This is a genomic window from Candidatus Nitrosopumilus sp. (assembly GCF_965223225.1).
In the GTDB taxonomy this organism is placed as follows: domain Archaea; phylum Thermoproteota; class Nitrososphaeria; order Nitrososphaerales; family Nitrosopumilaceae; genus Nitrosopumilus.
On sequence record NZ_CBDCVU010000004.1, the window covers coordinates 1,266,465 to 1,290,723 of the forward strand.

At 34.9% G+C, this 24,259-nt stretch carries 27 protein-coding genes, 1 tRNA gene and 1 pseudogene; 14 read left to right on the forward strand and 15 right to left on the reverse strand.

Annotated features, from left to right (window positions below):
* The 3 genes from ACOQN3_RS08105 to ACOQN3_RS08115 are packed head-to-tail and all read left to right on the forward strand — an operon-like array spanning window position 1 to window position 2,824.
* Entirely contained in the window at window positions 1-1,128 is a 1,128-nt protein-coding gene (locus ACOQN3_RS08105; protein ID WP_420545966.1) for a M20/M25/M40 family metallo-hydrolase, read from the forward strand.
* Window positions 1,128-2,165, forward strand: coding sequence for a diphthine synthase (dph5, locus tag ACOQN3_RS08110; protein ID WP_420545967.1), 1,038 nt, complete (start codon window positions 1,128-1,130; stop codon window positions 2,163-2,165). Before ACOQN3_RS08105 ends, dph5 begins: the two co-directional genes overlap by 1 nt.
* A 44-nt stretch (window positions 2,166-2,209) precedes the next feature.
* Window positions 2,210-2,824, forward strand: coding sequence for an adenylyltransferase/cytidyltransferase family protein (locus ACOQN3_RS08115; RefSeq protein WP_420545968.1), 615 nt, complete (start codon window positions 2,210-2,212; stop codon window positions 2,822-2,824).
* Here ACOQN3_RS08115 and ACOQN3_RS08120 read toward each other — a convergent pair.
* The 6 genes from ACOQN3_RS08120 to ACOQN3_RS08145 all read right to left on the reverse strand — a co-directional run bounded on the left by ACOQN3_RS08120 (window position 2,821) and on the right by ACOQN3_RS08145 (window position 6,659).
* Window positions 2,821-3,504, reverse strand: coding sequence for a DUF120 domain-containing protein (locus ACOQN3_RS08120; protein WP_420545969.1), 684 nt, complete (start codon window positions 3,502-3,504; stop codon window positions 2,821-2,823). The genes ACOQN3_RS08115 and ACOQN3_RS08120 overlap by 4 nt on opposite strands.
* Window positions 3,505-3,513: 9 nt before the next feature.
* Window positions 3,514-4,656 (reverse strand): DNA primase DnaG, encoded by a 1,143-nt coding sequence (dnaG, locus tag ACOQN3_RS08125; RefSeq protein WP_420545970.1) that lies wholly within the window; start codon window positions 4,654-4,656, stop codon window positions 3,514-3,516.
* 154 nt (window positions 4,657-4,810) lie between these two features.
* Complete coding sequence (gene erpA, locus ACOQN3_RS08130) at window positions 4,811-5,161, reverse strand: iron-sulfur cluster insertion protein ErpA (protein ID WP_420545971.1); 351 nt, start codon at window positions 5,159-5,161, stop codon at window positions 4,811-4,813.
* A gap of 81 nt (window positions 5,162-5,242) precedes the next feature.
* The gene (locus ACOQN3_RS08135) at window positions 5,243-5,641 is read right to left on the reverse strand and encodes a cyclic nucleotide-binding/CBS domain-containing protein (RefSeq protein ID WP_420545972.1); all 399 of its coding nucleotides are present in this window, start codon (window positions 5,639-5,641) and stop codon (window positions 5,243-5,245) included.
* 45 nt (window positions 5,642-5,686) lie between these two features.
* The gene (locus tag ACOQN3_RS08140; RefSeq protein ID WP_420545973.1) at window positions 5,687-6,289 is read right to left on the reverse strand and encodes a hypothetical protein; all 603 of its coding nucleotides are present in this window, start codon (window positions 6,287-6,289) and stop codon (window positions 5,687-5,689) included.
* A 25-nt stretch (window positions 6,290-6,314) separates the two neighbouring features.
* Window positions 6,315-6,659, reverse strand: a complete 345-nt coding sequence (locus ACOQN3_RS08145; RefSeq protein WP_420545974.1) for an ArsR family transcriptional regulator — start codon at window positions 6,657-6,659, stop codon at window positions 6,315-6,317.
* 104 nt (window positions 6,660-6,763) lie between these two features.
* Here ACOQN3_RS08145 and ACOQN3_RS08150 point away from each other — a divergent pair, with 104 nt between their 5' ends.
* Window positions 6,764-7,285: a cupredoxin domain-containing protein gene (locus ACOQN3_RS08150; protein ID WP_420545975.1), complete on the forward strand. Its 522-nt coding sequence runs from the start codon at window positions 6,764-6,766 to the stop codon at window positions 7,283-7,285.
* Window positions 7,286-7,345: 60 nt separating this feature from the next.
* On the opposite strand, the gene ACOQN3_RS08155 is transcribed toward ACOQN3_RS08150, so the two are convergent.
* Entirely contained in the window at window positions 7,346-8,107 is a 762-nt protein-coding gene (locus ACOQN3_RS08155; protein WP_420545976.1) for an enoyl-CoA hydratase/isomerase family protein, read from the reverse strand.
* A 41-nt stretch (window positions 8,108-8,148) separates the two neighbouring features.
* Window positions 8,149-10,266 carry a 3-hydroxypropionate--CoA ligase gene (locus ACOQN3_RS08160; protein ID WP_420545977.1) on the reverse strand — a complete coding sequence of 706 codons (2,118 nt, stop codon included), beginning with the start codon at window positions 10,264-10,266 and terminating at the stop codon, window positions 8,149-8,151.
* Between the two features lie 197 nt (window positions 10,267-10,463).
* On the opposite strand from ACOQN3_RS08160, the gene ACOQN3_RS08165 reads away from it, so the two are divergent.
* The gene (locus tag ACOQN3_RS08165; protein WP_420545978.1) at window positions 10,464-10,628 is read left to right on the forward strand and encodes a hypothetical protein; all 165 of its coding nucleotides are present in this window, start codon (window positions 10,464-10,466) and stop codon (window positions 10,626-10,628) included.
* Window positions 10,629-10,683: 55 nt separating this feature from the next.
* Here the strand turns inward: ACOQN3_RS08165 and ACOQN3_RS08170 are convergent, their stop codons facing one another.
* Window positions 10,684-11,367 (reverse strand): type 1 glutamine amidotransferase, encoded by a 684-nt coding sequence (locus ACOQN3_RS08170; RefSeq protein WP_420545979.1) that lies wholly within the window; start codon window positions 11,365-11,367, stop codon window positions 10,684-10,686.
* A 34-nt stretch (window positions 11,368-11,401) separates the two neighbouring features.
* On the opposite strand from ACOQN3_RS08170, the gene ACOQN3_RS08175 reads away from it, so the two are divergent.
* Window positions 11,402-11,794 carry a toprim domain-containing protein gene (locus ACOQN3_RS08175; protein WP_420545980.1) on the forward strand — a complete coding sequence of 131 codons (393 nt, stop codon included), beginning with the start codon at window positions 11,402-11,404 and terminating at the stop codon, window positions 11,792-11,794.
* A gap of 15 nt (window positions 11,795-11,809) precedes the next feature.
* Here ACOQN3_RS08175 and ACOQN3_RS08180 read toward each other — a convergent pair whose 3' ends face one another.
* A complete protein-coding gene (locus ACOQN3_RS08180) occupies window positions 11,810-13,084 on the reverse strand; it encodes a Glu/Leu/Phe/Val family dehydrogenase (RefSeq protein WP_420545981.1) in 1,275 nt (424 codons plus the stop codon).
* A 69-nt stretch (window positions 13,085-13,153) separates the two neighbouring features.
* Complete coding sequence (locus ACOQN3_RS08185; RefSeq protein ID WP_420545982.1) at window positions 13,154-13,537, reverse strand: ArsR/SmtB family transcription factor; 384 nt, start codon at window positions 13,535-13,537, stop codon at window positions 13,154-13,156.
* 112 nt (window positions 13,538-13,649) lie between these two features.
* Between ACOQN3_RS08185 and ACOQN3_RS08190 the strand changes: the two genes are divergently transcribed.
* From ACOQN3_RS08190 to ACOQN3_RS08200, 3 genes are read left to right on the forward strand one after another with little or no spacing between them, the layout of a single operon-like run.
* Window positions 13,650-14,375: an archaeal proteasome endopeptidase complex subunit alpha gene (locus tag ACOQN3_RS08190; RefSeq protein WP_420545983.1), complete on the forward strand. Its 726-nt coding sequence runs from the start codon at window positions 13,650-13,652 to the stop codon at window positions 14,373-14,375.
* A gap of 45 nt (window positions 14,376-14,420) precedes the next feature.
* Window positions 14,421-15,110, forward strand: a complete 690-nt coding sequence (locus ACOQN3_RS08195; protein WP_420545984.1) for a class I SAM-dependent methyltransferase — start codon at window positions 14,421-14,423, stop codon at window positions 15,108-15,110.
* Window positions 15,107-16,261: an MFS transporter gene (locus ACOQN3_RS08200; protein ID WP_420545985.1), complete on the forward strand. Its 1,155-nt coding sequence runs from the start codon at window positions 15,107-15,109 to the stop codon at window positions 16,259-16,261. The genes ACOQN3_RS08195 and ACOQN3_RS08200 overlap by 4 nt, the downstream gene beginning before the upstream one ends.
* Here ACOQN3_RS08200 and ACOQN3_RS08205 read toward each other — a convergent pair.
* Window positions 16,258-16,572 (reverse strand): P-II family nitrogen regulator, encoded by a 315-nt coding sequence (locus tag ACOQN3_RS08205; RefSeq protein WP_420545986.1) that lies wholly within the window; start codon window positions 16,570-16,572, stop codon window positions 16,258-16,260. The genes ACOQN3_RS08200 and ACOQN3_RS08205 overlap by 4 nt on opposite strands.
* A gap of 128 nt (window positions 16,573-16,700) precedes the next feature.
* On the opposite strand from ACOQN3_RS08205, the gene ACOQN3_RS08210 reads away from it, so the two are divergent.
* Window positions 16,701-17,048: a Sec-independent protein translocase subunit TatA/TatB gene (locus tag ACOQN3_RS08210; RefSeq protein WP_420545987.1), complete on the forward strand. Its 348-nt coding sequence runs from the start codon at window positions 16,701-16,703 to the stop codon at window positions 17,046-17,048.
* On the opposite strand, the gene ACOQN3_RS08215 is transcribed toward ACOQN3_RS08210, so the two are convergent.
* Window positions 17,045-17,821 (reverse strand): DNA-methyltransferase, encoded by a 777-nt coding sequence (locus tag ACOQN3_RS08215; RefSeq protein ID WP_420545988.1) that lies wholly within the window; start codon window positions 17,819-17,821, stop codon window positions 17,045-17,047. The genes ACOQN3_RS08210 and ACOQN3_RS08215 overlap by 4 nt on opposite strands.
* Window positions 17,822-17,910: 89 nt before the next feature.
* Between ACOQN3_RS08215 and ACOQN3_RS08220 the strand changes: the two genes are divergently transcribed.
* The 4 genes from ACOQN3_RS08220 (at window position 17,911) to ACOQN3_RS08235 (ending at window position 23,331) form a co-directional block, all read left to right on the forward strand.
* Window positions 17,911-20,421, forward strand: coding sequence for a DEAD/DEAH box helicase (locus tag ACOQN3_RS08220; RefSeq protein ID WP_420545989.1), 2,511 nt, complete (start codon window positions 17,911-17,913; stop codon window positions 20,419-20,421).
* A 42-nt stretch (window positions 20,422-20,463) separates the two neighbouring features.
* Window positions 20,464-21,294 (forward strand): SDR family oxidoreductase, encoded by an 831-nt coding sequence (locus ACOQN3_RS08225; RefSeq protein ID WP_420545990.1) that lies wholly within the window; start codon window positions 20,464-20,466, stop codon window positions 21,292-21,294.
* Between the two features lie 132 nt (window positions 21,295-21,426).
* Entirely contained in the window at window positions 21,427-23,088 is a 1,662-nt protein-coding gene (locus tag ACOQN3_RS08230) for a DNA topoisomerase I (protein ID WP_420545991.1), read from the forward strand.
* 128 nt (window positions 23,089-23,216) lie between these two features.
* Window positions 23,217-23,331, forward strand: a tRNA-Met gene (locus ACOQN3_RS08235).
* A 143-nt stretch (window positions 23,332-23,474) separates the two neighbouring features.
* Here the strand turns inward: ACOQN3_RS08235 and ACOQN3_RS08240 are convergent.
* Both ACOQN3_RS08240 and ACOQN3_RS08245 read right to left on the reverse strand, forming a co-directional pair.
* A pseudogene (locus ACOQN3_RS08240) lies at window positions 23,475-23,678 on the reverse strand (MgtC/SapB family protein); the annotation flags it as partial.
* Between the two features lie 228 nt (window positions 23,679-23,906).
* Entirely contained in the window at window positions 23,907-24,161 is a 255-nt protein-coding gene (locus ACOQN3_RS08245; protein WP_420545992.1) for a hypothetical protein, read from the reverse strand.
* Between the last annotated feature and the right edge of the window lie 98 nt (window positions 24,162-24,259).

The window sequence follows — 24,259 nt, forward strand, 5'->3', positions numbered from 1 at the left end:
TTGGACACCAATTTTACCGTTACACCAAGATTTGCAGTAAAAATGCTTGAAAAAGCACTGAGACTCTATACACCTTCCTTAAGTGAAAAGCCAATGGCAGAATTTTTAGCTGATAAATGTGATGATTTGGGATTTGAAGATATACAGATTGATGAGGTAGGAAATATAATCGCAAAGAAAGGTTCGGGCTCACCAAAAATTATGCTATGTGGTCACATGGATGTAGTGCCCGGAAAAGTCAAAGTACGAAAAGAAGGAGATTCCCTATATGGAAGAGGAGCATCAGATGCAAAGGCACCATTAATGGCCATGTTGTTTGCTGCTGCATCAATAGAGAACAATAATGGGACTGTAACATTTGTAGGAGCAGTAGATGAAGAAGGGAATGCAACAGGAATAAAGAATCTTGTTCAAAAGAAAATGGACATAGACTATGCAGTTTTTGGAGAACCAAGTGGAATAAAAAAAGTAACAATTGCATACAAGGGTAGGCTAGCAATTAAACTAAAAGTTAGTGTAGAAGATAGCTCCCATGCAAGTGCACCATGGCTTTCAAAAAATGCAATTGAAGAATCCATGATTTTTGTAAAAAATCTTAAGGAGAAATTAGAGGCAAATCAAGAAAACAAAACAAAAGGAATGTTGCTTACAGCCACAGTAACAGAAGTAAAAGGAGGCACAAGTCACAATGTAACTCCAAAAGATTGTGAAACCATTTTTGACATTAGGATTCCAGTTGATTTGAACTGTAAAGATACTGAACAGAAAATTGCAACTTTAGTAAAGGAAATTGCTCAGGAGAGAAAAGTAGAGACGTTTTATTCAATTTTAGATGAGACGGAACCATTTGAGGCACCACATAATTCACCTCTAGTCAGGGCATTTACATTGGGAATCATGGAAACTGAAAAGACAAGACCCACTCTAATCAGAAAAACAGGTACAGGAGACATGAATGTTCTTGGAAATCAATGGGAGATACCAGTTGTAACATATGGTCCAGGTGATCCGCATGAGGCACATACAATTGATGAGAAAGTATCAATTGAAGAGTATTTGAAAGGGATAGAAATTCTTAAAAAAACACTACAACACTTAAAAAAACTTCATGATAGAAAAATGCAGTAATGCTTTGGTTTGTAGGTTTAGGAATTTCAGGGTTTAAATCACTTCCCAATCAGGCATTAAAAATATTAGAGAATGCAGACATTGTTTATCTCGAACAATTTACCAGCCCCATTGAAAATGATGATTTAACACAAATAGAAAATACAACCACAGGAGAATTTAAAATTGCAAAAAGATGGTTTGTAGAAGATGGAAAAGAGATTATAGAAAAATCAAAAAATCAAAAGGTAGTTTTGTTATCATATGGGGATCCATACATTGCAACAACACACATAGAACTAAGAGTAAGAGCCATTGAAGAGAAAATAAAAACACAATCGATTCATGCATCATCATCAATTACATCCATGATAGGAGAATGTGGATTACATTTTTACAAAATTGGAAGAATTGCAACAATAATGAACGATATGAAATCACTTATTACTCCATACTATGTTACTTACAAAAATATCATAGAAGGGAATCATACGGTTCTCCTCTTAGAATACAATCAAGACAAAAAATTTTTCCTGGATCCAAAGGAGGCATTAAATGATCTCATAGAAACAGAAAATGGTCAAAAACGAAATGTGGTAAAGCCTTCATCCTATGCAATAATTGCATCCAGAATTGGGTTCGAAGACCAGAAAATAATTTCTGGAAAAATAGAAAACCTAAACAAAATAGATTTTGGGAAACCGCCACATACAATCATTATTCCTGGAAGAATGCACTTTACAGAATCAGACGCTTTGAAAGTTCTAGGAAAATGTATTGATGAGCCTTTTGATAATTCTGAGAAAACAGAGAAAATATCACATCAAATGATGAAAAAATATGTTCCCATGGTACAAGAAGCATTAGAAGAAATCAAACCACATTATAAAAATAAAAAAAATTTCCAAGATATTTTAGAAAATGCAGAATTGTACATTCAAGATGCAGAAAAATTTCTAGAAGAAGGTCAAGATGAGGTCGCAATTTTGAGTATTGGGTATGCAGATGGATTAGTTGATGCTTTGAGATTAGCAAAAGGTTTAGATCCAAAAATGTAGTAAACAACGATGAGTTAAAGAATGGGGTTCAGATACCACAAGTATTGGATTCACTAAAAAAGACAATTCTTTCGGCAATCTATGTTTCAAAAATTACAAAGGAGACAGTTTTTCAAATATTAAATCAAAAAAAAATATTTTCAGACGAAGTTAATTCAAAATTTGAAGAACTAGTCAAAGAGAATCTAATAGAGCAAGACAAAAAGACATTAACAGAAAAAGGTAGAAATTCCTTAAAAGTAGTGCTTGCAGGCGGTGTTTTTGATATAATACATCCAGGACACATACACACACTCAAAGATGCAAAAGCCTTAGGTGATGTATTGGTGGTAGTGGTAGCTACAGACAACACATCAGTAAAAATGAAAAAACGAAGACCATTACATGATCAAGAACAGAGAAGAGAGTTAGTAAATTCTCTTTCCATGGTAGATCTATGCTTAGTAGGACAAGAAGAGGACATATTCAAAACAGTGGATCTTGTAAGACCTCAAGTTATTGCTTTAGGATATGATCAAACACATCAAGAGAAATTCATAATTGATGGATGTAAGAGAATAAAACTAGATGCAAAAGTTGCTAGATTAGAGTCACCAATACCTGAAAGCTCTAGCTCAAAAATACAAAAAGAGTATGGAGAATCAATACATGGGATTTAGTTTTCAATTGGAATTGTTATCGAGATTTTAGAACCATCTTTTAGTTTACCAACTTTTCTTATACAGAGGTTAGAAATAATTTCAATTATTGAGTCGTCATGATGAGTTCTTTCAAGAAGAATCAGAACACAATCAAGAGAATTGTTTATTTTTGCTGAAAAGCATTTTACCCAACCATACGTTCTTTTACCATCAGAAAAGCTTTTGATTTTAATCCCGTCTAAAGCTTCAAGATGTTTTACTGCCTCTTGATGGATTTTTTGATCTAATCGCACATTTAAGGTTCCAGGAAATGGAACATAACCAATTTTTGACTTAAATTGTTTGGTATATCCTTTCAGTCCCATATAGTATGCACCTTCACCCATTCCAGAAACTAATGTTCCTTCAAGTTCTAGAGAAGAAGGAGAAGAATCCAAGCTGTTTTGAAGAACTGTAGATAATTTTACCATCTCTGAAAATCCTTTTGGAGTTATCTTAACAGAAATATTCCTACCGGAAATTATTCTTTTAATAAAATTATTCTGTTCCAGTTCCAGAAGGTGTTTTGAAGCAGACTGTTGGGATTTTTTTATATTTTTTCCAAGTGAAGAAGTAGTAATTGTAACGTAATTGTATTTTGCACCTTTAGACAAAAGAAAAACAAGAGTTAGGATGTGCTGAATTTTTAGTTCAGTCATCAAAAGACCCTATGCTATGCCTAAATCACCGAATGTTTTAAGAGACATTCCATCAGAGTTTGACAACTTTGCAACTCTATGGCCAATAACACATTCAATACCTGCATTTTTAGCACCTTCCAAAAGTCTTTGAGTTATAATTCCATCCAACAAGAGATATTTGATTCCAGACTGAGTAGATAGTTTACTTACTACTTCACTAATTGGAACCTTGAAAACTTCGTTTTGATCAGCATCAAGGCCAACTGCCTCAAGAGTCTCATTAAGATTGGGAAACACTTTAGATGCAATATCAGCAATTGGTTTGTCATCTTCACTCTTTAGGGATGGAGCAGGTTTACCCTCTTTAATTTCATCAGAAACAGGTTTAAGAATTTCATCAATTCTCTGAGGAGTGAGTTCTTCTACTTCAACTCCAGTATCTGCTTGAAGTTCATAATCAATAGTGACAACTGATTTTAGTTCTTTTAAGATAAATCCACCTGCTCTATCGCCATCAAGGAAAGCAACAACAGTATCTTTTGAATTACATAACTCTTTGATAGATTCATCAATCTTTGCGCCTTCAATTGCAAGTGCATTGTCATATCCAGCTCTTAGAAGATTAATGACATCGGCTCTACCCTCTACCAAGATTACCCAATTAGAATCAAAGACTCCAGAACTGCATGTTAATTTAGATGGTCCATAAGTAGACAGTTTACCAGAATCACCCTGGTGAACATCATTGAGCATACTTTCTCCTTCACTGACAGTTTTGGTAGCCCATTTTTGCTTAATTTCCTTGGCACGTTTTACAATATCATCTTTCTTTGCAGCTCTAACATCATCAATAGCATCCAATCTGAAAACACAATCAAATGGACCAACTTTATCAATACTCTCTATTCCTGCTGCAATTAATGCACAAGTATCAATATCAGTACTCATTGGAATTAAAGCATCACCAGAAGTAGTATTGGCCGTAGATTTGGCATTAACCTCTATACGTCCAACTTTTGAAACTCGTTGCAGTTCATTCAGATTCATCTCAGGGCCTAACAGTCCTTCTGTTTGGCCAAAGATTGCTCCGATTATATCTGCTCTTTCAACGAGCCCATCAACTTCATAGGAAAGTTTAACATGATATTTGACAATTCCTGATTGAGGCATAAATTATTCATCTCCTTAATTATCATGTTTTGAGTTTCTTCCTTCGATATATGAGGGTATCGCAAAAAAATTTTACAAAAACTTGGAAATTTCAATAAATTAGACACAAATCTAATCAGAACTTGATAAAAATGAAAAAATGATGAAATGCTGTTTATTCAGTACTAAATGAGTGACCGCATGAACAGGATTTTGTGACATTTGGATTGTTGATTTTAAATCCAGAGCCCATGAGGCTTTCGATATAATCTACATTTGCACCTTGTAGATGATCAACGCTATAACTGTCAACAAGTAGCTTGACACCATTTTCCTCCATGACTATATCATCTTCTTCTGGTGCTTTTTCAAAGCCCATACCGTAAGACAAACCAGAACAGCCTCCACCTTGAACATATACTCGTAAGTATTCGGGAGTTTCAGCCTCTTCTTTCATGAATTCTTTGATTTTTTCAGCTGCTTTGGCAGTAACTGTAATCATCTTTTGGGTTTGTTCAGTTGCCATTATGATAAAAAGGCGATTTCAAATTATAATAAGTTTTTCCCACACAACATAATAGGATTAAAGGAAATTTTTGTTTTTACGCTAATGATCTGCAATATGTTTTACAATGTCACTAGAAGTTATAATTCCAACTACTTTATCATCATCAATGACGGGTAATTTTCTAACCTTACGTGTTGACATCAGATCTGATGCAATCCACAGATCTGAATGAGGATCAATAGATATCAGAGGAGAAGACATTATTCGACGAACAGGCGTATCAATTGGATAAGAATGAGCCGCAATTTTAATTGCAAAATCTCTATCAGTTACGATTCCGACAGGAATATTATTTTCTAAAACGACAACTGCACCAACATTAGTATCCTCCATCATCTTTGCAGCATCAGCAGCGGTTACAGAAGAATCAACAGAAAGAATCGAAGTATTCATAATTTGACTAATGTGAGTTTTTTTCTGGATAGGATCAGAATCCATAATTAATTTTTATGAATAGGGATATTTCAAAGGATTAATTGAATTTCAGTTATGATAATCATGTTCATTAAAATCAGACCCTAGTGCGACAGAGAGGATCACAGTAGTATCAGTAGTTTGAAAACTTAGTTCTTTATCAGGAAGAAAGCTTCTAAAAACTTGGGTTAATAGCTGTTCTGTAAAAACAGACCATTTCATACCCAAATCATGTTGAATCAAAAATATATGCAAATCACCTTCAACTCTATGATCAGAATTCATTCCAGATGCTCTCATATAGTCTTCAAGTGTTTCAATACATCTCTTCAAATCATATCCACCTTTGATAAATAAGACAGTGTCCTTAATCATAGGAAACATCAAGGTAATGATCTGATCAATATCTTTGCCATCTAATTCCTCTCCAAGAGATTGCAAAATTCCCTTTGGGACAGGAATCATTCCCACCTTATTGGAAAATCTATCCCATTGTACATATTTTTCAAGAATTTGTTTGACTAGAACATTTTGGGAGATGCTTTTTTGAGTGGCTTCTGTTTCTAATTCACTGACAAGTTTTTCAGGTAATCTGTAAGTTATGCTTCGGGTTGACTCCTTTTTTGATGTATGAGTTTGTCTCTTGGTAGAAACTAATTTTTCCTCAATCATGGCAACAATCCCGTATAATATCTACTCAATTTGGAGTAGTGGAAATATTTGGCACAATTTCGATTGAAGTGACCTGAAGATCACAATGCAATGAAATTGACTTGATCTTACTTTTGTATAGAAAGTATTTTTTTCCATCTTGGTTTATTGAGCCAGATATTGAGAGTAGTTTTGCATCATATAGTGTTTGCAGTCTTCTATACACAGTACTAATAGGAATTTTTTTTTCACCAGATATCTCCATTGCAGATTTTGGTTTGTCAATAGTACTATGGAGGATTTGTTTGCAATATTTGTCAGCAAGAATTTCTAATATTACCTGTTTTCTTTCATCGTCTACAATTTTTTGGGTTTGAACTAACTCTTGCATGGTAAAAATCATCAAAAAATAGGATATAACGCGTCAGTTTACACCGCAAGACAATGTATACAGATACGATAAATGCTTTAAAAGGAAAATGATGTATGGGATTTATGGTGACTGGAAAAAATACGTACATTTTAGCAATAATATCATCTATTTTACTCATACCCGTTTCAGCAGACATGGCAAATGCAGAATCTGTTCCAGAATGGATAAAAAATAATGCCTTATGGTATGGTCAAGGTATCATATCAGAAACAGAATTTCTAAATGCTATCAAGTTTTTGATAGAAAATGACATAATTGTATTGGAAAATCCACAGGAAGTAATTACTCAAGTGACAGAAGCAGTAATCTTAATCCCAAATGGAAACTTTGATGTGACAAGTGCAGGATTTTACACACCACTGAATTTAGAAATTCCTCCAGATACAATAGTGATATGGGCAAATGAAGACTCTGTTCCACACAACATCCAAAGTCAAGATGAATTTGGAAAAATAACGGATCTATTTAACAGCCCACCACTAAACACAGGAGATAGATTTGAGTTTACATTTGAGGAAGAAGGAGTGTACAATTATTATTGTTCATTTCATCCTTGGAGAGTAGGTCTGGTTACAGTAAAGTAGCAACCTAAGAATGACGAGTCTAAATAAAATAAAATAAAATAAGAATTTTGGAAATGATGTTTATTTCTTTGATTTGTTCACAAAGGCAGTCATTCGCTCTTCTCTGTCAGGATGTGTAAAACAGTTCCTCCAAGCAAGTAATTCTACTGCAAGACCAGTATCAAGATCCGCATTTCGACCCTTGTTGATTGCCACCTTAGACATCTGAACACCCATAATAGAGTTTCCAGCGATTTGTTGAGCCATTTTCAATGCTTCTTCTTGTAGAGAGGTAAGAGGAACGACTTGATTTACAAGACCAATCTCCTTTGCCTCATCTGCTTTAATCATTTTACCTGTGTAGACAAGTTCTTTTGCCTTTGCGATTCCCACAATTCTCATCAATCTTTGAGTTCCACCCCAACCTGGAGGGATTCCAATTGTTACTTCTGGTTGTCCCAATCTAGCAGTATCTGCTGCAATTCTAATGTCACAGGACATTGCAAGTTCACAACCACCACCTAAAGCAAAACCGTTTATGGCTGCAATAGTGGGTTGCTTTACTAGCTCAACTGTAGCAGTGACAAGCTGACCTGTTTTTGCATATTCAACTGATTCATCTGCAGAAATTTTTGACATGTATTCAATGTCTGCACCTGCAGAAAATGCTTTTTCACCTTCTCCAGTCAATATGATAACTTTGACATCATCATTATGATTGAGTTCTTCAAAGGTTTTGATCAATTCTTTTGCAACATCAGTGTTCATTGCGTTGAGTTTGTCGGGTCTGTTAATCTTAACAGTACAAACACCATCAGAAGTAGATGTGGTTACTAATGACATGGTAAAATGCCAAAGTAGACCAGACTTAAATGTTCTCTATTCTACTTACCGCGTATTTTTCCCCATTGAGCCAGAGCTGCAGCAGCAGCTACCCAAGTTCGAAGATCTTGGTAAACTGGGACATTATGTTTCTCAATTAGTTTTATCATCTTTTCAGTGTATGGGCCACCATTTCCACCAGCTAAAAGAGGTTTCTTTGCTTTCTTTTGGAAATCTGCCAGATATTCAACGATTGTTTCCTCAAGAGGATCATCTTGAAATACAAACCATGGCATTGCAATATCAATATTTTTTTCATCCATGAACTGTTGAATGACAAATCTATAGTCATCAGCAGTTGCCCCACCACCTACATCTGCAGGATTACCATTGTGGATAGGCACAGCTGGAGGGAAACGATCCTTCATTTTTTTAAGCAGTGAAGGAGACAACTTTCCAATGGAAAGGCCAAACTTTTCTAATTGATCAATTCCTCCAATCATTGGACCAGCACCATTACTAGTCATAGCAACACGATAACCTTTTGCAGGAGGTTGCCATGCCAATGCTTTCAAAACTCCTGCTAGTTCTTGATAACTATCAACTGAAATAATTCCTGCTTGCTTGAATGCTCCCATAATAATGGCATTTGAACCACCAAGAGATCCAGTATGTGATGCAGCTTGTTTTGCACCGGCAGCAGTTCTTCCACTCTTCCAGATTACTATTGGTTTTTTTGTCTCTTTCATTACACGTTTTGCAGTATTGATGAATTTTCTTCCATCTCCAAATCCTTCGACATACAATCCAATGACTTTGGTTTGAGGATCATTTGCAGCATACCATATCATATCTGCCTCATCAACGTCAGAACGATTACCAAAACTAATCATTTTGGATAAACCAAACACGTCTGCGCTTTCCAACATGCTAATTCCCATGGTTCCACTTTGAGAGAAGAAAGCAACATTACCTAATTTGGAACGTACCATTCTTTCTTGTCCCTGGAAGGCACAATCAAGACGATTGTCAGCATTAAACATGCCAATACAATTTGGTCCAATGATTCGGATTTTGTATTTTTCAGATAATCTCTTCACTTCAGCTTCATATGCGGCTCTTTCACCACCAAGTTCTTTTCCACCACCAGAAACAATCACAACATTGTGAACTCCTTTCTTTGCACAATCTTCTAAGACAGGAGGAGTTATAGACAAATCAACTGAAACTACAACAAGGTCAACTTTGCCGGGTATGTCAGCCACAGAAGGATAACATTTCTTGCCAAATATTTTATCAGCCTTTGGATTGATAGGATAAACTTCTCCTTTGAAGTCATAATTCACAAGACTGTCTAGGATAGAGTTTCCAATTTTTCCTGCGCTTGCAGATGCACCTACTAGTGCAACAGATTTTGGAGTAAAGAATGTCTCCATGTTCTCTTTATTGGGTTTGGCCTTTGAGATAGAATTTTTCTTGACTTCTTTGTTTAAGATAATCTTTGCGTCAACGACATAGTGAGATTTTGGATATACAATTACGGGGTTAAAGTCAATGCTATTGATGTAGTCAGCGTTATCAACTCCTAACTTGCCAATCTGAACCAACATTTTTGCCGCCATGTTGATGTCTATTGGTTCACTTCCCCTGAATCCTTTGAGGAGTTTTGAGCCTTTTAATTCGTTTAACATTGATTTTGCATCAGTGGTTGTAATTGGAAGCATCCTAAATGCAACATCCTTCATGACCTCAGTCATTATTCCTCCCATTCCTACCATTATGATAGGACCAAATTGAGAGTCGTTTTGGATACCTACGATTAATTCAACACCTTTTGGAACCATCTTTTCAAGAAGAATTCCTTTAACTTCCACTCCTTTCTTCTTAGAAAGGCGACCATACATTTCAGTAAAGGTTTTTTTAACATCATTTACATTGTCCAGCCCAACTTTGACTCCACCGACATCAGTTTTGTGTAAAATTTGCGGTGAAACAACCTTCATGACTAGTGGGAATCCAATTTTTTTTGCTTGTTTAGCTGCATCTTCTGCAGAAGTTACAAGTGCATAAGGTGGTACTTTAACACCATATGTTTTTAGAATTGACTTTGAGGATTCTTCAGTGATAACCTTATGATCGGTTTGAATAATTTCTTGGAAAATTTTTGTTGTTCCAGACATAGTTCATTCGGTAAAAACCAATCTTAGTATATTAAAGTAATGTTAAAACAAAATTTTATCAGAAGGTTTTATCAAAAATTTCATTTTTATTGTAATTTTTAATGATAATCCAAAACTTTCAAAAATAATTCGACTTGAAAATATCATACATAGAACGCATACGAAAACTTTAGAAATTAATTAGATGATATCAAGACATGGGATTTTTGAAAAAACTCAAAGACACTGCTGAAAAAGGAGTAGAGAAAGGCGTCGAGGCTGGAAAAAAAGGAGTAGAGAAAGGAGCAGAGGTAGGCACAAAGGCCTATGATGGAACAAAAGAAGCAGCCAAAAAAGGACATGAAAAGGCAAAGGAAGATTAAATCTTCTTTTTTTACTATACAAATAGAATTTGGAATTTCAAAGAAATTTTGATTTTTATAAATTATAGAATTTTTTAAAATTATTATAAAAAATCTCCATGTTAGATTTTACTTCAGATATATTTGACTCTATTTCAGAACGAATTTTTTTAGGATCAACATATGGAATGCTTTGTAATTTTTCTTCAGTATTATCAATCCACAGATTTGCCATTTCTTCATTTATTTCTAAATGAAATTGCAATCCAACTGCACTTTTGTATTGGAATGCTTGATTAGGATAAAGATCAGAAGAAACTAGTCTAGTTGCACCTTCAGGAAGATCAAATGTATCTCCATGCCAATGAAAAACAGTGAATGGGTTTTGGAATCCTGAAAAAAAAGAAGAATCATTTGTAACCTTCAGGTCATTATAGAATCCGATTTCTTTTCTAGGCCCCGCATAAACATGAGCTCCAAAAGTTTTCGCAATAAGTTGTGAGCCCAAACATATTCCAAGAACAGGAGTTTTTTTTTCAACAGAGTCTTCAATTAATTTTTGCTCTGCTTGCAGATAGGGCAAATCATCATTTGCACTTTCAGGTGCCCCTAAAATCACAACCATTGAAAAATCAGAACTAGGAATTTGATCATGTTTTGCATTAACAGATTTTGTTGAAAAGCCATCATTTTTTAAAAGATCACCAAGATAACCAGAACCTTCAATTCTAGTATTTTGTACAAGCAAGACATCAGACATGTCTTATTTGATAAAAAGTGCTTAATATGTTAAAATGTATAGTAAGCAAGTGCTCATCACAGATGAAGAGATTGAAAATTTAAGAAATCTTGTTTCCCAATTGAATACAAAAAAAGACAGCGTAATTATAGTAGAAGGAAAAAAAGATTCACAGGCATTAAAAAAATTAGGAGTGTCAGCAAAGATTTTAGAGTTTTACAGGTTTGGCGGAATAATAAAATTTGCCGATGCCATGGCACGATACAAAAACATCATAATATTTTTTGATAGAGATAGAAAGGGAAAACACCTAACAAGAAAAACAATCCAATTATTGCAACGAAGAACCAAGATAGATCTAACGTATAAAAGAAAACTTTGCTCCATAACCAAAGGAAAGATAATGTTTATGGAACAATTATCAATTTACGAGCATTACATAAATTGAAATAAAAGTTATTGATTAGGGCCAGATACCTTTTTGGTTAAAGGCCTCAAGAACCCGCTCTACTGCCAGAACCATAGTTGCCTTTCTCATGTCAATTTTATGTTTCTTTGAGAGAGCATATGCATCCCTAAATCCTTTGGTGATGTTGGCCTCCATTTTATTGGCAACCTCATCAAAAGTCCAATAATAGCCAGTATTGTTTTGGACCCACTCCAGGTAAGAAATGCAGACACCGCCGGAGTTTGCCAAGATATCAGGAATTACTAAGATTTTCTTTTTATAGATAATTGGGTCGGCTTCTGGAAGAGTTGGGCCATTTGCGGCTTCGGCGATAATTTTACACTTTAGTTTTTCTGCAATTTTTGCAGTGATTTGGTTTTCTAATGCACCAGGAACCAAAACATCACATTGAGTGGTGAGTAGTTCTTCAGTAGATATTTTTTTACTTCCAGCAAATCCTACAACAGAACCTGTCTTTTGTTTGTGTTCTAAGATTTTACTGACTTTAGCTCCCTTTGGAATTGAAATGGAACCTTGGGAATCACTAACGGCAATAATTTTTGCACCCATCTTTTCCAAGTATTCACCAGCATAGGTAGAGGCATTTCCAAATCCTTGTAAGACAACTTTGGCATTTTTTAAATTAATTTTCAATGTCTTAGCAGCTTCTCTAACAGTATATGCCGCACCAAGTCCAGTTGCAACATTACGTGCGAGAGAACCACCCACAGAAATTGGTTTTCCGGTAATTACACCAGGAGAATATTTGTTTCCGTTTAGTTTACTGAAGGTGTCCATAATCTGCGTCATTTCTTTTCCAGTGGTATACACATCAGGTGCGGGAATGTCTTTTTCAGGCCCGATTATTTCAGAAATCTTGTATGCAAATCCTCTTGTCAATCTCTCAAGTTCGCCTTCACTAAGCTTTTCCGTTTTTGGATTAACATAGATAGCACCTTTACCTCCTCCTAAAGGAATATCAACAATAGCACATTTCCATGTCATCCATGAAGATAGTGCCATTACCTCGCGTTCCATGTACTCTACTCCACCTTCAGGATCAAAGTAACGTATACCTCCCTTGTATGGACCTCTATCATTATTATGTTGACTACGAAAACCAGTGAAAACTCTAATTTTTCCATTATCCATTTTTACTGGAATTTTTACTCTCAAAACTTTATTGGGCATCGCAAGATATTCTCTTAATTCTTTGTCTTTGATGTCGAGAATATCACAAGCATCGTTTACTTGTTGTGTTGCATTTGCAAAAGGATCAGACTTTACCAAACCGATAATATTACGAATCCTAAGATTATATAAGTTTGGTTAGAAAATATTGATCGTTATTTTTTCAGATCAATGGTATACTTTCTTTTGATTCATTTTTCTATCTAATTTCTCAATGGCTTCATCTAATGCACTGATGTTGAATTCAAGAAAATTGGATAAATGAAAGATTGCGCCATATTTTTCACCGATTTTTGAAACCATGTTATTTTTTTCCAGTACTTTCATGTGATGTTGGACTGCTTTATAGTCAAGATCAAGCTCTTGAGCAAGTTGATGAGTATTATATGGTTGATCCAGTAGACGCATTATAATTCTCAGTCTGGTAAAGCCTCCACGAGTACTAGTAAAGAGATAAAGTAGTAATTTTCTAGTCTGTTTGTCGGTCTTTCTTGGATAAGAAGTATTTTTGGATCTAATAATTTCTCTGAATTCAAGTAATTGGTTAGTCATTCCCAAGCTCAAAAGGTTGTTTTTACTTAAAACTCTATTTCCAGATCTTGCCTGAATAAACCTTAGAGTAGACAATTACCCTTAAATTGACTGACAATGAACTCGAGATGACATGATGGCATCACGTGGTTACGATATGACTCCCACAATGTATTCACCAGATGGGAGAATTTACCAAGTAGAATATGCAATAGAGACAGTAAAGCGTGGAACTCTAGCAATAGGCATACAAACAAAGGAAGGAGTCATCATGGCAGTAGAAGAAAAACCACGAACATTACAATCTACAAACATTACACAAAAAATTTTCCAGGTAGATTATCACATAGGAGTCGCAGCAGCAGGATACATTCCAGATGCACGAGTCCAAGTAGATAATGCGAGATTCTTCTCACAAGGAAATAGAATGACATATGACGAGTCAGTAGAGGTAGCAACAGTTGCAAAACACCTGGCAGATCAATCTCATCAATTTACTCAGTACTCAGGAGTACGTCCAAACGGTGTTGCCCTCATAATTGCAGGAATTGATCAAAAAGGAGAATCAATCTACGTGACAGACCCAAGTGGGACTTATGTACAATATGCAGCAATTGCAATTGGAGCCGGCTCAGATGATGTTAACGGATTTTTAGAAAAACACTACAATGCAGATATGAGTATCGATGAAGCAGCTTCTTTGGCCATTGCATCAATTAATCTAAAAGATGAACAAAAAGATGGAATTAACCACATCAAGATGGCAAAGATTACAAGTGAGTCCAAGGTTTTTGAGAAAGTTACAGAAGCAGAATTGCAAAATTACTTGCAAAACGCAACAAAATTTTCTCCACAATAAAATTTTAGATTTGAAAATCAAATCGAAAGTAAGAGATGTCATACAATGGGATTAGGAAGTTACTGGGGAGAAGTAATTGAAGTACTTCAAGAGATAATTCCAGTTTATGATAAAGTAAATTCAATTATTTCACTTGGAAAGGACGTAGAACACAGAAATAGAGGAATTAAAAATAGAGTGTATCCAGGCAACAAAGTTCTAGATGCAGGGTCAGGATTTGGAAACATGTCAAAGACAGCATCAAAAATTACAAATGGAAAAATATCAATTACACTTTATGATCCTCTGGTGCCGATGCTCAAAAACACAGGAGTACATTTTGACAAATCACCAGACATGGCAAATGGTGTTTTTGAACACATACCATTTAGAGAAGGGCAATTTGATGCAGTCTTGTGTGGATATTCGCTTAGAGATGCAATTAACTTGAGAATTGCAATATCTGAAATACATCGGGTTTTAAAAAAAGACGGAAGATTTGTTATTGTTGATTTAGGAAAACCAGACGAGGGATTTTTCAGAGCAGGAGTTTCGTTTTATCTCAGATGCATCTTGCCAATTCTTGCATTTGCAGCTGGAGGAAAATTGGGCCTAAAGTTTGGAACACTTTATGGAACTTACAAGAGATGGCCACAAAATAAAAAACTAGAGGAACTTCTATTAGAAAAATTTTCAAAGGTAGAATTTGAGAAAGATCTTATGGGCGGAGCAATAATGGTTGCCGCATACAAATGAATAGGATTCTCTTACTAGTTAACATCACAGGTCTTATCATAGGTATTTCATATGGATTGCATGGGCCTATCTTACCAGTATTTGCAAAAAATATTGTCGGAGCAACATATTCAGAACTAGGATTAATCGGACTGGCGAATTTTATTCCATACATGTTCATTCCGATTTTTGTAGGAATCTTACTAGATAGAATCAACAATGGATATTTACTATCAATTGGAGTAATCATCAATTCTCTATCTATTTACCTTCTATCAATTGCACAATCAGTTCCAGAAATAATGGGATTTAGAATAATGACAGGTGTAGCACATGCATTTTTTTGGCCACCATGTGAATCTATCATCTCAGAAGAAAGCAATGAGACAACCAGGGTCAAGAACATTTCGTGGTTTACAATGTTTTTTGTTATTGGGTTTATGGCAGGACCACTTTTGGGTACGGTCTTTTTAGAAGGATTAGATATCACATACAGGGTTCTATTTCAGATTACAGCATTTATCCTAGCAGGCACTATAATCACATCTATTCTTGTATCAAGAAGAAGTATCAAGAATCACAAAGAGCATTTCTCTTTTTCAACACTAAAGGAAATGAAGAGATTTCCAGAAGTGATAACATTACTTGTATTTTGTACTTCATCATTTGGGATAATTCTTACTATTTTTCCAGCATTTCTAAACGATAATGGAATGTCAGATGGAGACATTTTGCTTTTGTATTTTGTATTTGGCATATCTCGTGTTGCATCACTTGCATTAGCAGGTAAATTTGCAAGAAAAACAAGTCAGACACTAATTGCTGCAACCCTTGCAGTATCAGTCGGGTTAGCAATCTCGATCTTTGCAGATTCAATAATCACATTCGGAATTGCCCTGATTCTGATGGGATTTGGATTTAGTATTTTCTTCCCACTAACTCTTGAAATTATTTTAAGTAAAACTCCAAAAAACATTACTGGAAAAATAATTGGGGCATATGAGACTGTATTTGGTATTGGCTGGGTAGTAGGTCCAACTATGGGAGGATCCATTACAGAAACACTTGGAAGTGAAGCACCTTACGCGTTGTTTTGCATAATAGGAATTGGCATCACTATTCTTGCCATAATCTCTAGAAAAAAACTAGAACCAAACCGAGTGTTAAATTAGATGGATGTTGTGCCTCTCTTTTTTGTGCAAAGATCAAGCGCATCATCGACTGTAGTTACAAACACCTTACCATCCCCTTTAGTGCCAGTACATGCAACATCACTAATTGCATTTAAGATATCGTCAAGTTTAGGATCATCCACCACACAAATTATCATTTCTTTGCTGTAATATTGTCCCACAAGAGGAGGATTTTGTGAACCTTGTCCCTGAATAGAATGAACAGAGATGCCACCAACACCGACTTTCTTTATTGCAGTAACAACTGCATCTCTTAGTCCAGGTCGGATAATAGCTTCAATTTTTTTCATATTAAAAAAAAGTTCTGAATTTCTTTAAATTGACAAGTGGATTCTCAGATCTGAAATTCAGGGATGAGATTGAGTCTACGCATAAATTACAACATTACGTTTAATTTCAATTTAAAGAACAACAAAACATGAATAATTTTTTAATAAATATTGGAGGTACTGAATGGATTGTAATTATTTTTGTAGCATTGGTTCTAATTTTGGGCACAGATAAGCTTCCCGGTGCCGCAAAGAAGATAGGAAAAGCAGTTAATGAATACAATAAAGCAAAAAACGAGATTCAAGAACATGTAAAAGAAACAACAGAAGAATCTCCTAAAATTTCAGGACCAGTAGAAACAGAGAGAGAAAAATTAGAGATGATTGCAAAATCAATAGGAATCAATGTAGAAGGAAAAACAGATAACGATCTTAGAGAAATCATTTCAAGAAAAATGGGCCAGAGAAAACAAGACGAACCTAAAAAAGAAAACTAATTTGATTTTTTGATTCGATAAACATTTTTTGATAATCGTTTGCTGGCAAATTTATAATATTCAGGCACGATTTCAAATCCAAGATATCGTCTTTGCATGGATTTGCTAACTACAGCAACTTGACCTGAACCAAGAAAAGGATCCAACACTAGATCTCTTTTTTCACTAGAGTACTGCAATATTTTTTCAATTAATTCAGAAGGCAACTTTGTAGGTGTTTTTTCATCCCCTGTCCAGTACTCTCGCTTTATGGTCCAGACATCCTCTTTATCTTTATAGTGAAGGCTACGGCCTTCAGTTGTTTTCTCATCTTTATCAAATCTTGAAAATGGAAAAAACTTTCTTTTTTTGTCGTCTTTGCACACATAGATACAATGATAGTGAGAAGTTACAAACTTTCTTTTAGTTACAACCCCAAACTGATATTTCCAAATAATATGATTTATTGTGAGAAAACCAAGATCATCTAATGCATTTAGAATATCTTTCAGATTATTCCATCCTGAAAAAACATACATACTACCAGATTTTTTTAAAATTCGAAAGACCTGGCTCATCCAGTCTAGTGTGAAATCATAGTAGTTTTCAGGCTTTATCTCATTGTATCCAGACAAAACATTTGATGAAAGTCGATTGTAGTTGGCTTTTTTTGATTTAAAGTTAATTGCAAATGGAGGATCGGTAATCACAAGATCGACCTTGTTTTTTGGAATTGATTTCATCCCTTCTATGCAGTCAAGATTGTAAATCTTGTTGTCTTGAAATTTTTTCAATTTTAACTGAAGACTGATTTTGAGCTTAATAATGGCATGGATTAGAATTCGATTAAGCAATAAACCCCACTAAACGTTAACAGGTTATCTTGAAGTTCTCTTGTCCAAAATGCAAGTCAAAAATCGAGATTCAGAAGACATTTAACAAAAAAATGCACGTCTCTTGTACAAATTGCAATATTGAAGACATTGTAGAATTTTCAAAAAATACCGATGAAGTATTTTTAGAGTTTCTTTCAAGATTTGATCAAGGATTCGTTTCAGAAGATGGAATATCCACAGAATTGACAGATGAAGGAATAGTAAGAAGTGAATATGAAATTAAAAAAATCATTGGAAGCAACAGACCAGATAAGATCACGCGAGAAATATTACTTTCAAAAAGAGACTATATTTCAGAATACAAAGTTCTAGAGAATCCAGAACCAAAGATGGGTTTTAAAGTAGAAGATTCAGGATTGGATGAATCAATAACAGACAATATTAAAAAAATAGGAATAAAGAGATTTTATAAATTTCAGGAGGATTCAATCCAAGAGATAGTTTATGGTCACAATGTGGTAATTGAGGCTCCTACTGCATCTGGAAAAACAGAAGCCTTTTTGATTCCAGTACTACAGAAAGCAAAAAAAGAAACAGATTATGGGAAAGTTTTTGCTCTTTTTGTATATCCAACAAAGGCACTAGCAAGGGACCAATACCCCAAGATCCTAAAATTAGCTCAAGACAGCAACATAACAGTAAAAATCTTTGATGGAGATACAAAACTAGAAGAAAGAAGAGAAATAATAGAAGAACCTCCACAGATCCTAATTACAAACTTTGATGTAATTCACTATCATCTATGGCATCAAACAAAATTTTCATCTTTGTTAGCTTTTACAAAAATGTTAATTGTAGATGAAGTGCATACGTACTCCGGAATTTTTGGTTCAAATGTTCATTACATAATCAAAAGACTAAAAAGAATATGCAACAACAAATTGCAAATTGTTGCAGCATCAGCAACACTTGATGACGCAAAAAATTTTTGTGAGGAGCTTTTTGATGAAAAATTTCAAAACATCAAGGGTTCTGGAAAAAAAGGCAAAACAGATTTCGTTATGATATTTCCTTCTCTAAGAACACAAAGAAGGGTCATGGTAGATCTAACAAAAAAACTTACTGAGAACAAGCACAAAACAATGATTTTTAGCAATTCACATGTAAACTCTGAATTATTAGCGATTCAGGCAAAGAGGCAAAAAGTAAACATCAAGGTCCACAGAGCTGGACTAATGGCAAACTACAGAAGTGCAGTAGAAAAACAATTCAAAGATGACAAGCTAGATGCAATTTCATGCACTCCAACTCTAGAGTTAGGAATTGATGTTGGTAATGTAGATTGTGTTATTTCATCTACAATCCCAGTCAACAGATTAGTTCAGAGAATAGGAAGAGCGGCTAGAAAAGGGCAGAGAGGATATGCATTTTTGACTTTAGGAAATGATCCAATTTCACAATATTACAAAAATCACCCAGATGATTATTTTGAGGATATTGAAAAAAACTACATTGATCCAAAAAATCCCTTTGTTGAGGAATTTCAGGTACTAGCAATGGCCTGTGATAGACCAATTTCCAGGCACGAATTAAAAGAACATCAAGGAATTATCGAGGAACATATTATCAGAGAAAATCTAGTAATATCGAATAATCGAATCATTCCAAATTGGGAAAAGATAAGATCTCTTTTACAAGATTATAGCATCAGAGGGATTGGGAATTCAATAGATATCTTCCTTGGTGGAAAGAAACTAGGAGATAGGATTTTACCTATTGCATTAGAAGAATTGCACAAAGATGCAATCTATTTTTTGGCGGGAATCAGGTATAAGGTAAAAGAATTCCAATATCCTGAAAAAAGATATGCAATATTGGAAAAAATCCCAAGAGATTACCCATATTATACAAAATCACTAACAGAAGAATGGCCAACAATTGAAACAATCTATGAAAAAAGAACCGCAAATGGAATTGAAGTAGTATTTTGCAAACTACACATACAGAAGAAGGTTTACGGATATGTCAACATAGAACTTGGACAAGAAGTTACGCAAGGAGAGAAAATTTTTCTAGACACACCTTTGGAATATGATTTTGTTACAAAGGGAATTGTGTTTCATGCGCCAAGACCTCTCAAAACAATTGAAGAATCCGAAGACGAGGAATATGTTGAGGCAAGTGGATATCATGCAACAGAACATGTGGTAATCGAGGGAAGTAACATGATAACAGGAGGAGTGTCCCAAGATCTAGGAGGAATTTCTCTTGGAACGTCAGGTTTGATATTCATTTATGATGGTGCAGTTGGAGGTAGTGGAGCCAGCAGAGCTTTGTTTGATAGATTTGAAAAAGCATTAGAGCGAAGTATGTTTATCGTAAAGGAGTGCCCATGCAAAAATGAAGCAGGATGTCCAAGATGTACATTTTCATACAGGTGTGGCAACAACAATGAATTTTTACACAAATGCTCATCATTGGAAATACTAGAAAGAATCAACAAAGGAGAGAAAACAGAGATAATAGATGCAGTCGAAGGAGACAAACCATTAGTATAACAAATCAAAATGGGATAAATATAACAAAAAAATACACCAAACATGGAAAAAGTTGCCTTAGTAACTGGAAGTTCTTCAGGCATAGGATTTGAAACTACATTATCTCTAGCACGAAATGGGTACCAAACTTTTGCTAGCATGCGTGATGTAAAAAGAGGAACCAAACTGCAAGAGATTGCAAAAAAAGAAAATCTTCCAATCAAAATAATTGAGATAGATGTAGACAGTGAGAAATCAGTAAAATCTGGGATTGAAAATGTGATTTCAGAAGGAACAAGAATTGATGTGCTAGTAAATAATGCGGGGTATGGTCAATTTGGATGTACAGAGGATGTATCATTAGATGATTTTAGAAAACAATTTGAAACAAACTTTTTCAGCATAGTAAGAATTATCCAGAAAGTAGCACCCATTATGAGGAAACAAGAATCAGGAATAATAGTAAATATTAGTTCAGTAGTGGGGCGAATGGGATTACCAGGATCTTCAGCATATATCAGTACAAAATTTGCACTAGAAGGGCTAAGTGAATGCTTAAGGTACGAGCTTGGTCAGTTTGGAATTAAAACCACACTAATTGAACCAGGAGTAATCAAGACGAACTTTTTTGATTCAATGAAGATTCCAGAATCCAAAACAGACCCAAAATACAAAGCCTTGACAGAAAACATTCTTGCAGGTCTTAAGATAATGGTTGAGATGGGAACGTCACCTTCAAAGGTTGCAGAAGCAATAATAGATGCAATAAAGCAGGATGAAATTCTTCCTCGCTACACAGTAGGTACGGATGCATCCATGTTTATGGAAGCCAAAAAGATGAAAACAGATCTTGAGTTTGAAAAGTATATGAGTAAAGAGTTGTTTCAGAGTTGAAATTACTTTCAGATTTGTGTATTTCCATAAATTCGAAGATTTAAGGCAAAAAAAGACAAATTAGAAGTTACCTTGATATACACATAAGATACAGTTTTTGTCAAAGTCCACAGTTTTGAAGTGAATAAAAAGATGAAATGGAAAACATTACAACATAATGGAATACTCTTTCCCCCGGCTTATGAAGCTCAAGGAATAACAATAAAGATCAAGGGAGAAGAAATCAGCTTAGATTTAGAACAAGAGGAGATGGCATATCAGTGGGCAAAGAAAAAAGACACCCCATACGCACAAGACAAAGTTTTTCAAAAAAATTTTACAGCAGATTTTATCAAAACATTTGGTTCCAAGTTTAAAAATACATCATATGAGGATATTGATTTTTCAAGTGCTTTCAAAATAGTTGACAAAGAAAAAGACCTCAAAGAATTGATGACAAAAGAGGAAAAAAAGGCACTTGCTGCCAAAAGAAAGGAAATTCGAGAAGAGATGAAATCAAAGTACGGAATTGCCATCATGGATGGCAATGAAGTAGAGGTTGGTAACTACATGGCAGAACCTCCAGGGATTTTCATTGGAAGGGGTGAGCATCCACTAAGGGGAAGATGGAAACCACGGGTTACTCCAAAGGATGTAACTCTAAATCTTGGAAAAGATGCAAAAGTTCCAGAAGGCAAGTGGGGCAAGATTATTCACGATAATGACTCAATGTGGTTAGCAAGTTGGATGGATTTTCTTACCCAAAAACGAAAATATGTTTGGTTGGCAGATACGGCTGGACTAAAGCAAGATAGAGACAAGGAAAAATATGAAAAAGCAGTTAAACTCGCAAATGAAATCAACAAGATTAAAGATCAAATTGTAAAAGATATGAAAAGTAAAGATCCGAAAACAAGTAGGATTGCAACGGCATGTTATCTTATTTACAGAACTGCAATGAGAGTGGGAGATGAAAAAGATCCTGATGAAGCAGATACTGTAGGCGCAACCACTCTAAGAAAAGAACATATCAAAATTACAGAGGAGGCAATTGAATTTGACTTTTTAGGAAAGGACAGTGTAAGATGGCAAGAGACAGTACCGGCTGAAGGCCATGACAAACAATTTCAAATTAACCTAAAGAGATTAGTAGAAAAGAAAAAGCCAAAAGATGAAATTTTTGACAACATCACATCAAGACATGTTAATGCATATTATTCAGGGATTGTGAAAGGATTAACTGCAAAAGTATTCAGGACATATCTTGCAACTACTGTAGTCAAGGATTATCTGGTAAAATTTGACAATATCAAAAATAAAAGTCCAAACTTGAAAATTTATCATGCAAAGCTTGCAAATCTTGAAGCTGCAAAAATGTGCAATCATAAAAGAACCATTCCAAAGACCTTTGAGCAGTCACTACAAAAGAAGAGAGACACACTCAAGAATGCTAAAAAAGATGAGAAATGGAAAAAAACACAAGAGACGCTAAAAAAAATAGAATCAACTGAGCCCAAAACAGAGACACAAAAAAAGAATAAACAAAAGAGAATCAAGACATTAAATGAGCAGATCAAGAAACAAAAGACAAAGCACAAAGAAAGAGTAGAAAAATTGGAATTACATATTGACTTGGCAGAGAAAACCAGAGACTACAACATCGGAACTTCTCTTAGAAACTACATAGATCCACGTGTATTCAAATCATGGACTGATGAAGTAGGGGCAGAATGGGAAAAATTGTACACATCTGCGCTGCAGAAGAAATTCCTTTGGGTAAAAAATGAGAATGTCAAATGGAGTGACTTCAAATAATTTTCATCGCAAAAGGCATTTTATCATAAATTTAACGATGTTTGAAGAAAATGTGTAGATTTTGACTCTAAATGAAAATGGGGTCAGTTAGAATCATTTAATTTCCCAAATTTTTAGGCATATATTGTGCCGGGGTAGCTCAGCCTGGTTAGAGTGCCAGTTCATTTGGTAAACTCTAGCGGTTCTCCAACTAAGGCAATACTCATAATCTGGAGGTCGCGAGTTCGAAACTCGCCCCCGGCATACATATTTTTATAAAATTTTTCAAAGAAAATCAGAGTGTGATAACCTTCATCATCAGTATGGTTGGAATGCTTTTCCAATTTTCCCAACTGCAATATCAGAAATATAGCAATTCCACTAACAATAGCAATCCAATATTGACCAACCCCCACAGCTAGTCCCACTGCTGCAACCACCCATAAAGTAGCTGCGCTTGTAATTCCTCTAACATGACCTTTATGTGCAATTATGCTTCCTGCGCCCAAAAATCCTATTCCGGCAACAATCCCAGCAGCTATTCTTGCAGGTTCAATATCAAATGAAAGTGAGATTAAAGTAAATAATGCAGAACCCATACACACCAACATGTGAGTTCGAAGACCGGCAGGGCGATGTTTTAATTATCTCTCAAATCCAATAAGAGCACCAAGACCAATTGTTAAGATTAATTTGAATAAGGACTCATAATCAAAAGTGAAAAAACTTTCCTCAAATCTCATATACGAAAAATGTCTAAAATTAACTAAATAGTCTCAATACAAATATCATTTTTGATAATTTAGGCTAGAACGAGAAATATGATTAAAGAATTTTAATTATGAATAATATTCTTTGAATCCCTTATTGGTTGGATGAAGTTCAACTTTTGTGCCAAAAAAGCCTTGTTTCTGATGTACCTTTAGCATTCCATTCTTTTCTAGAGAGTCCAAAATAGAATCCAATTCATTGTTGCTCAATCCAGTATTTTTTTTAATACTTTCAAATGTTCTTCGTCCTCTATGAAGTTCTCCTAAAACCAGCATGTTTTTTGTAGTAGGCTTTTCAGGAATTTCTTTTGCAGGTGCAGACATTTCTTGTTCACTATAATGTGGTTTAGAGTGAGATTGATCCATTGTTTGAAAAGATTCAGAATCCCTTCTCCTTTTAGCCATTAGACGAGGGATTATAC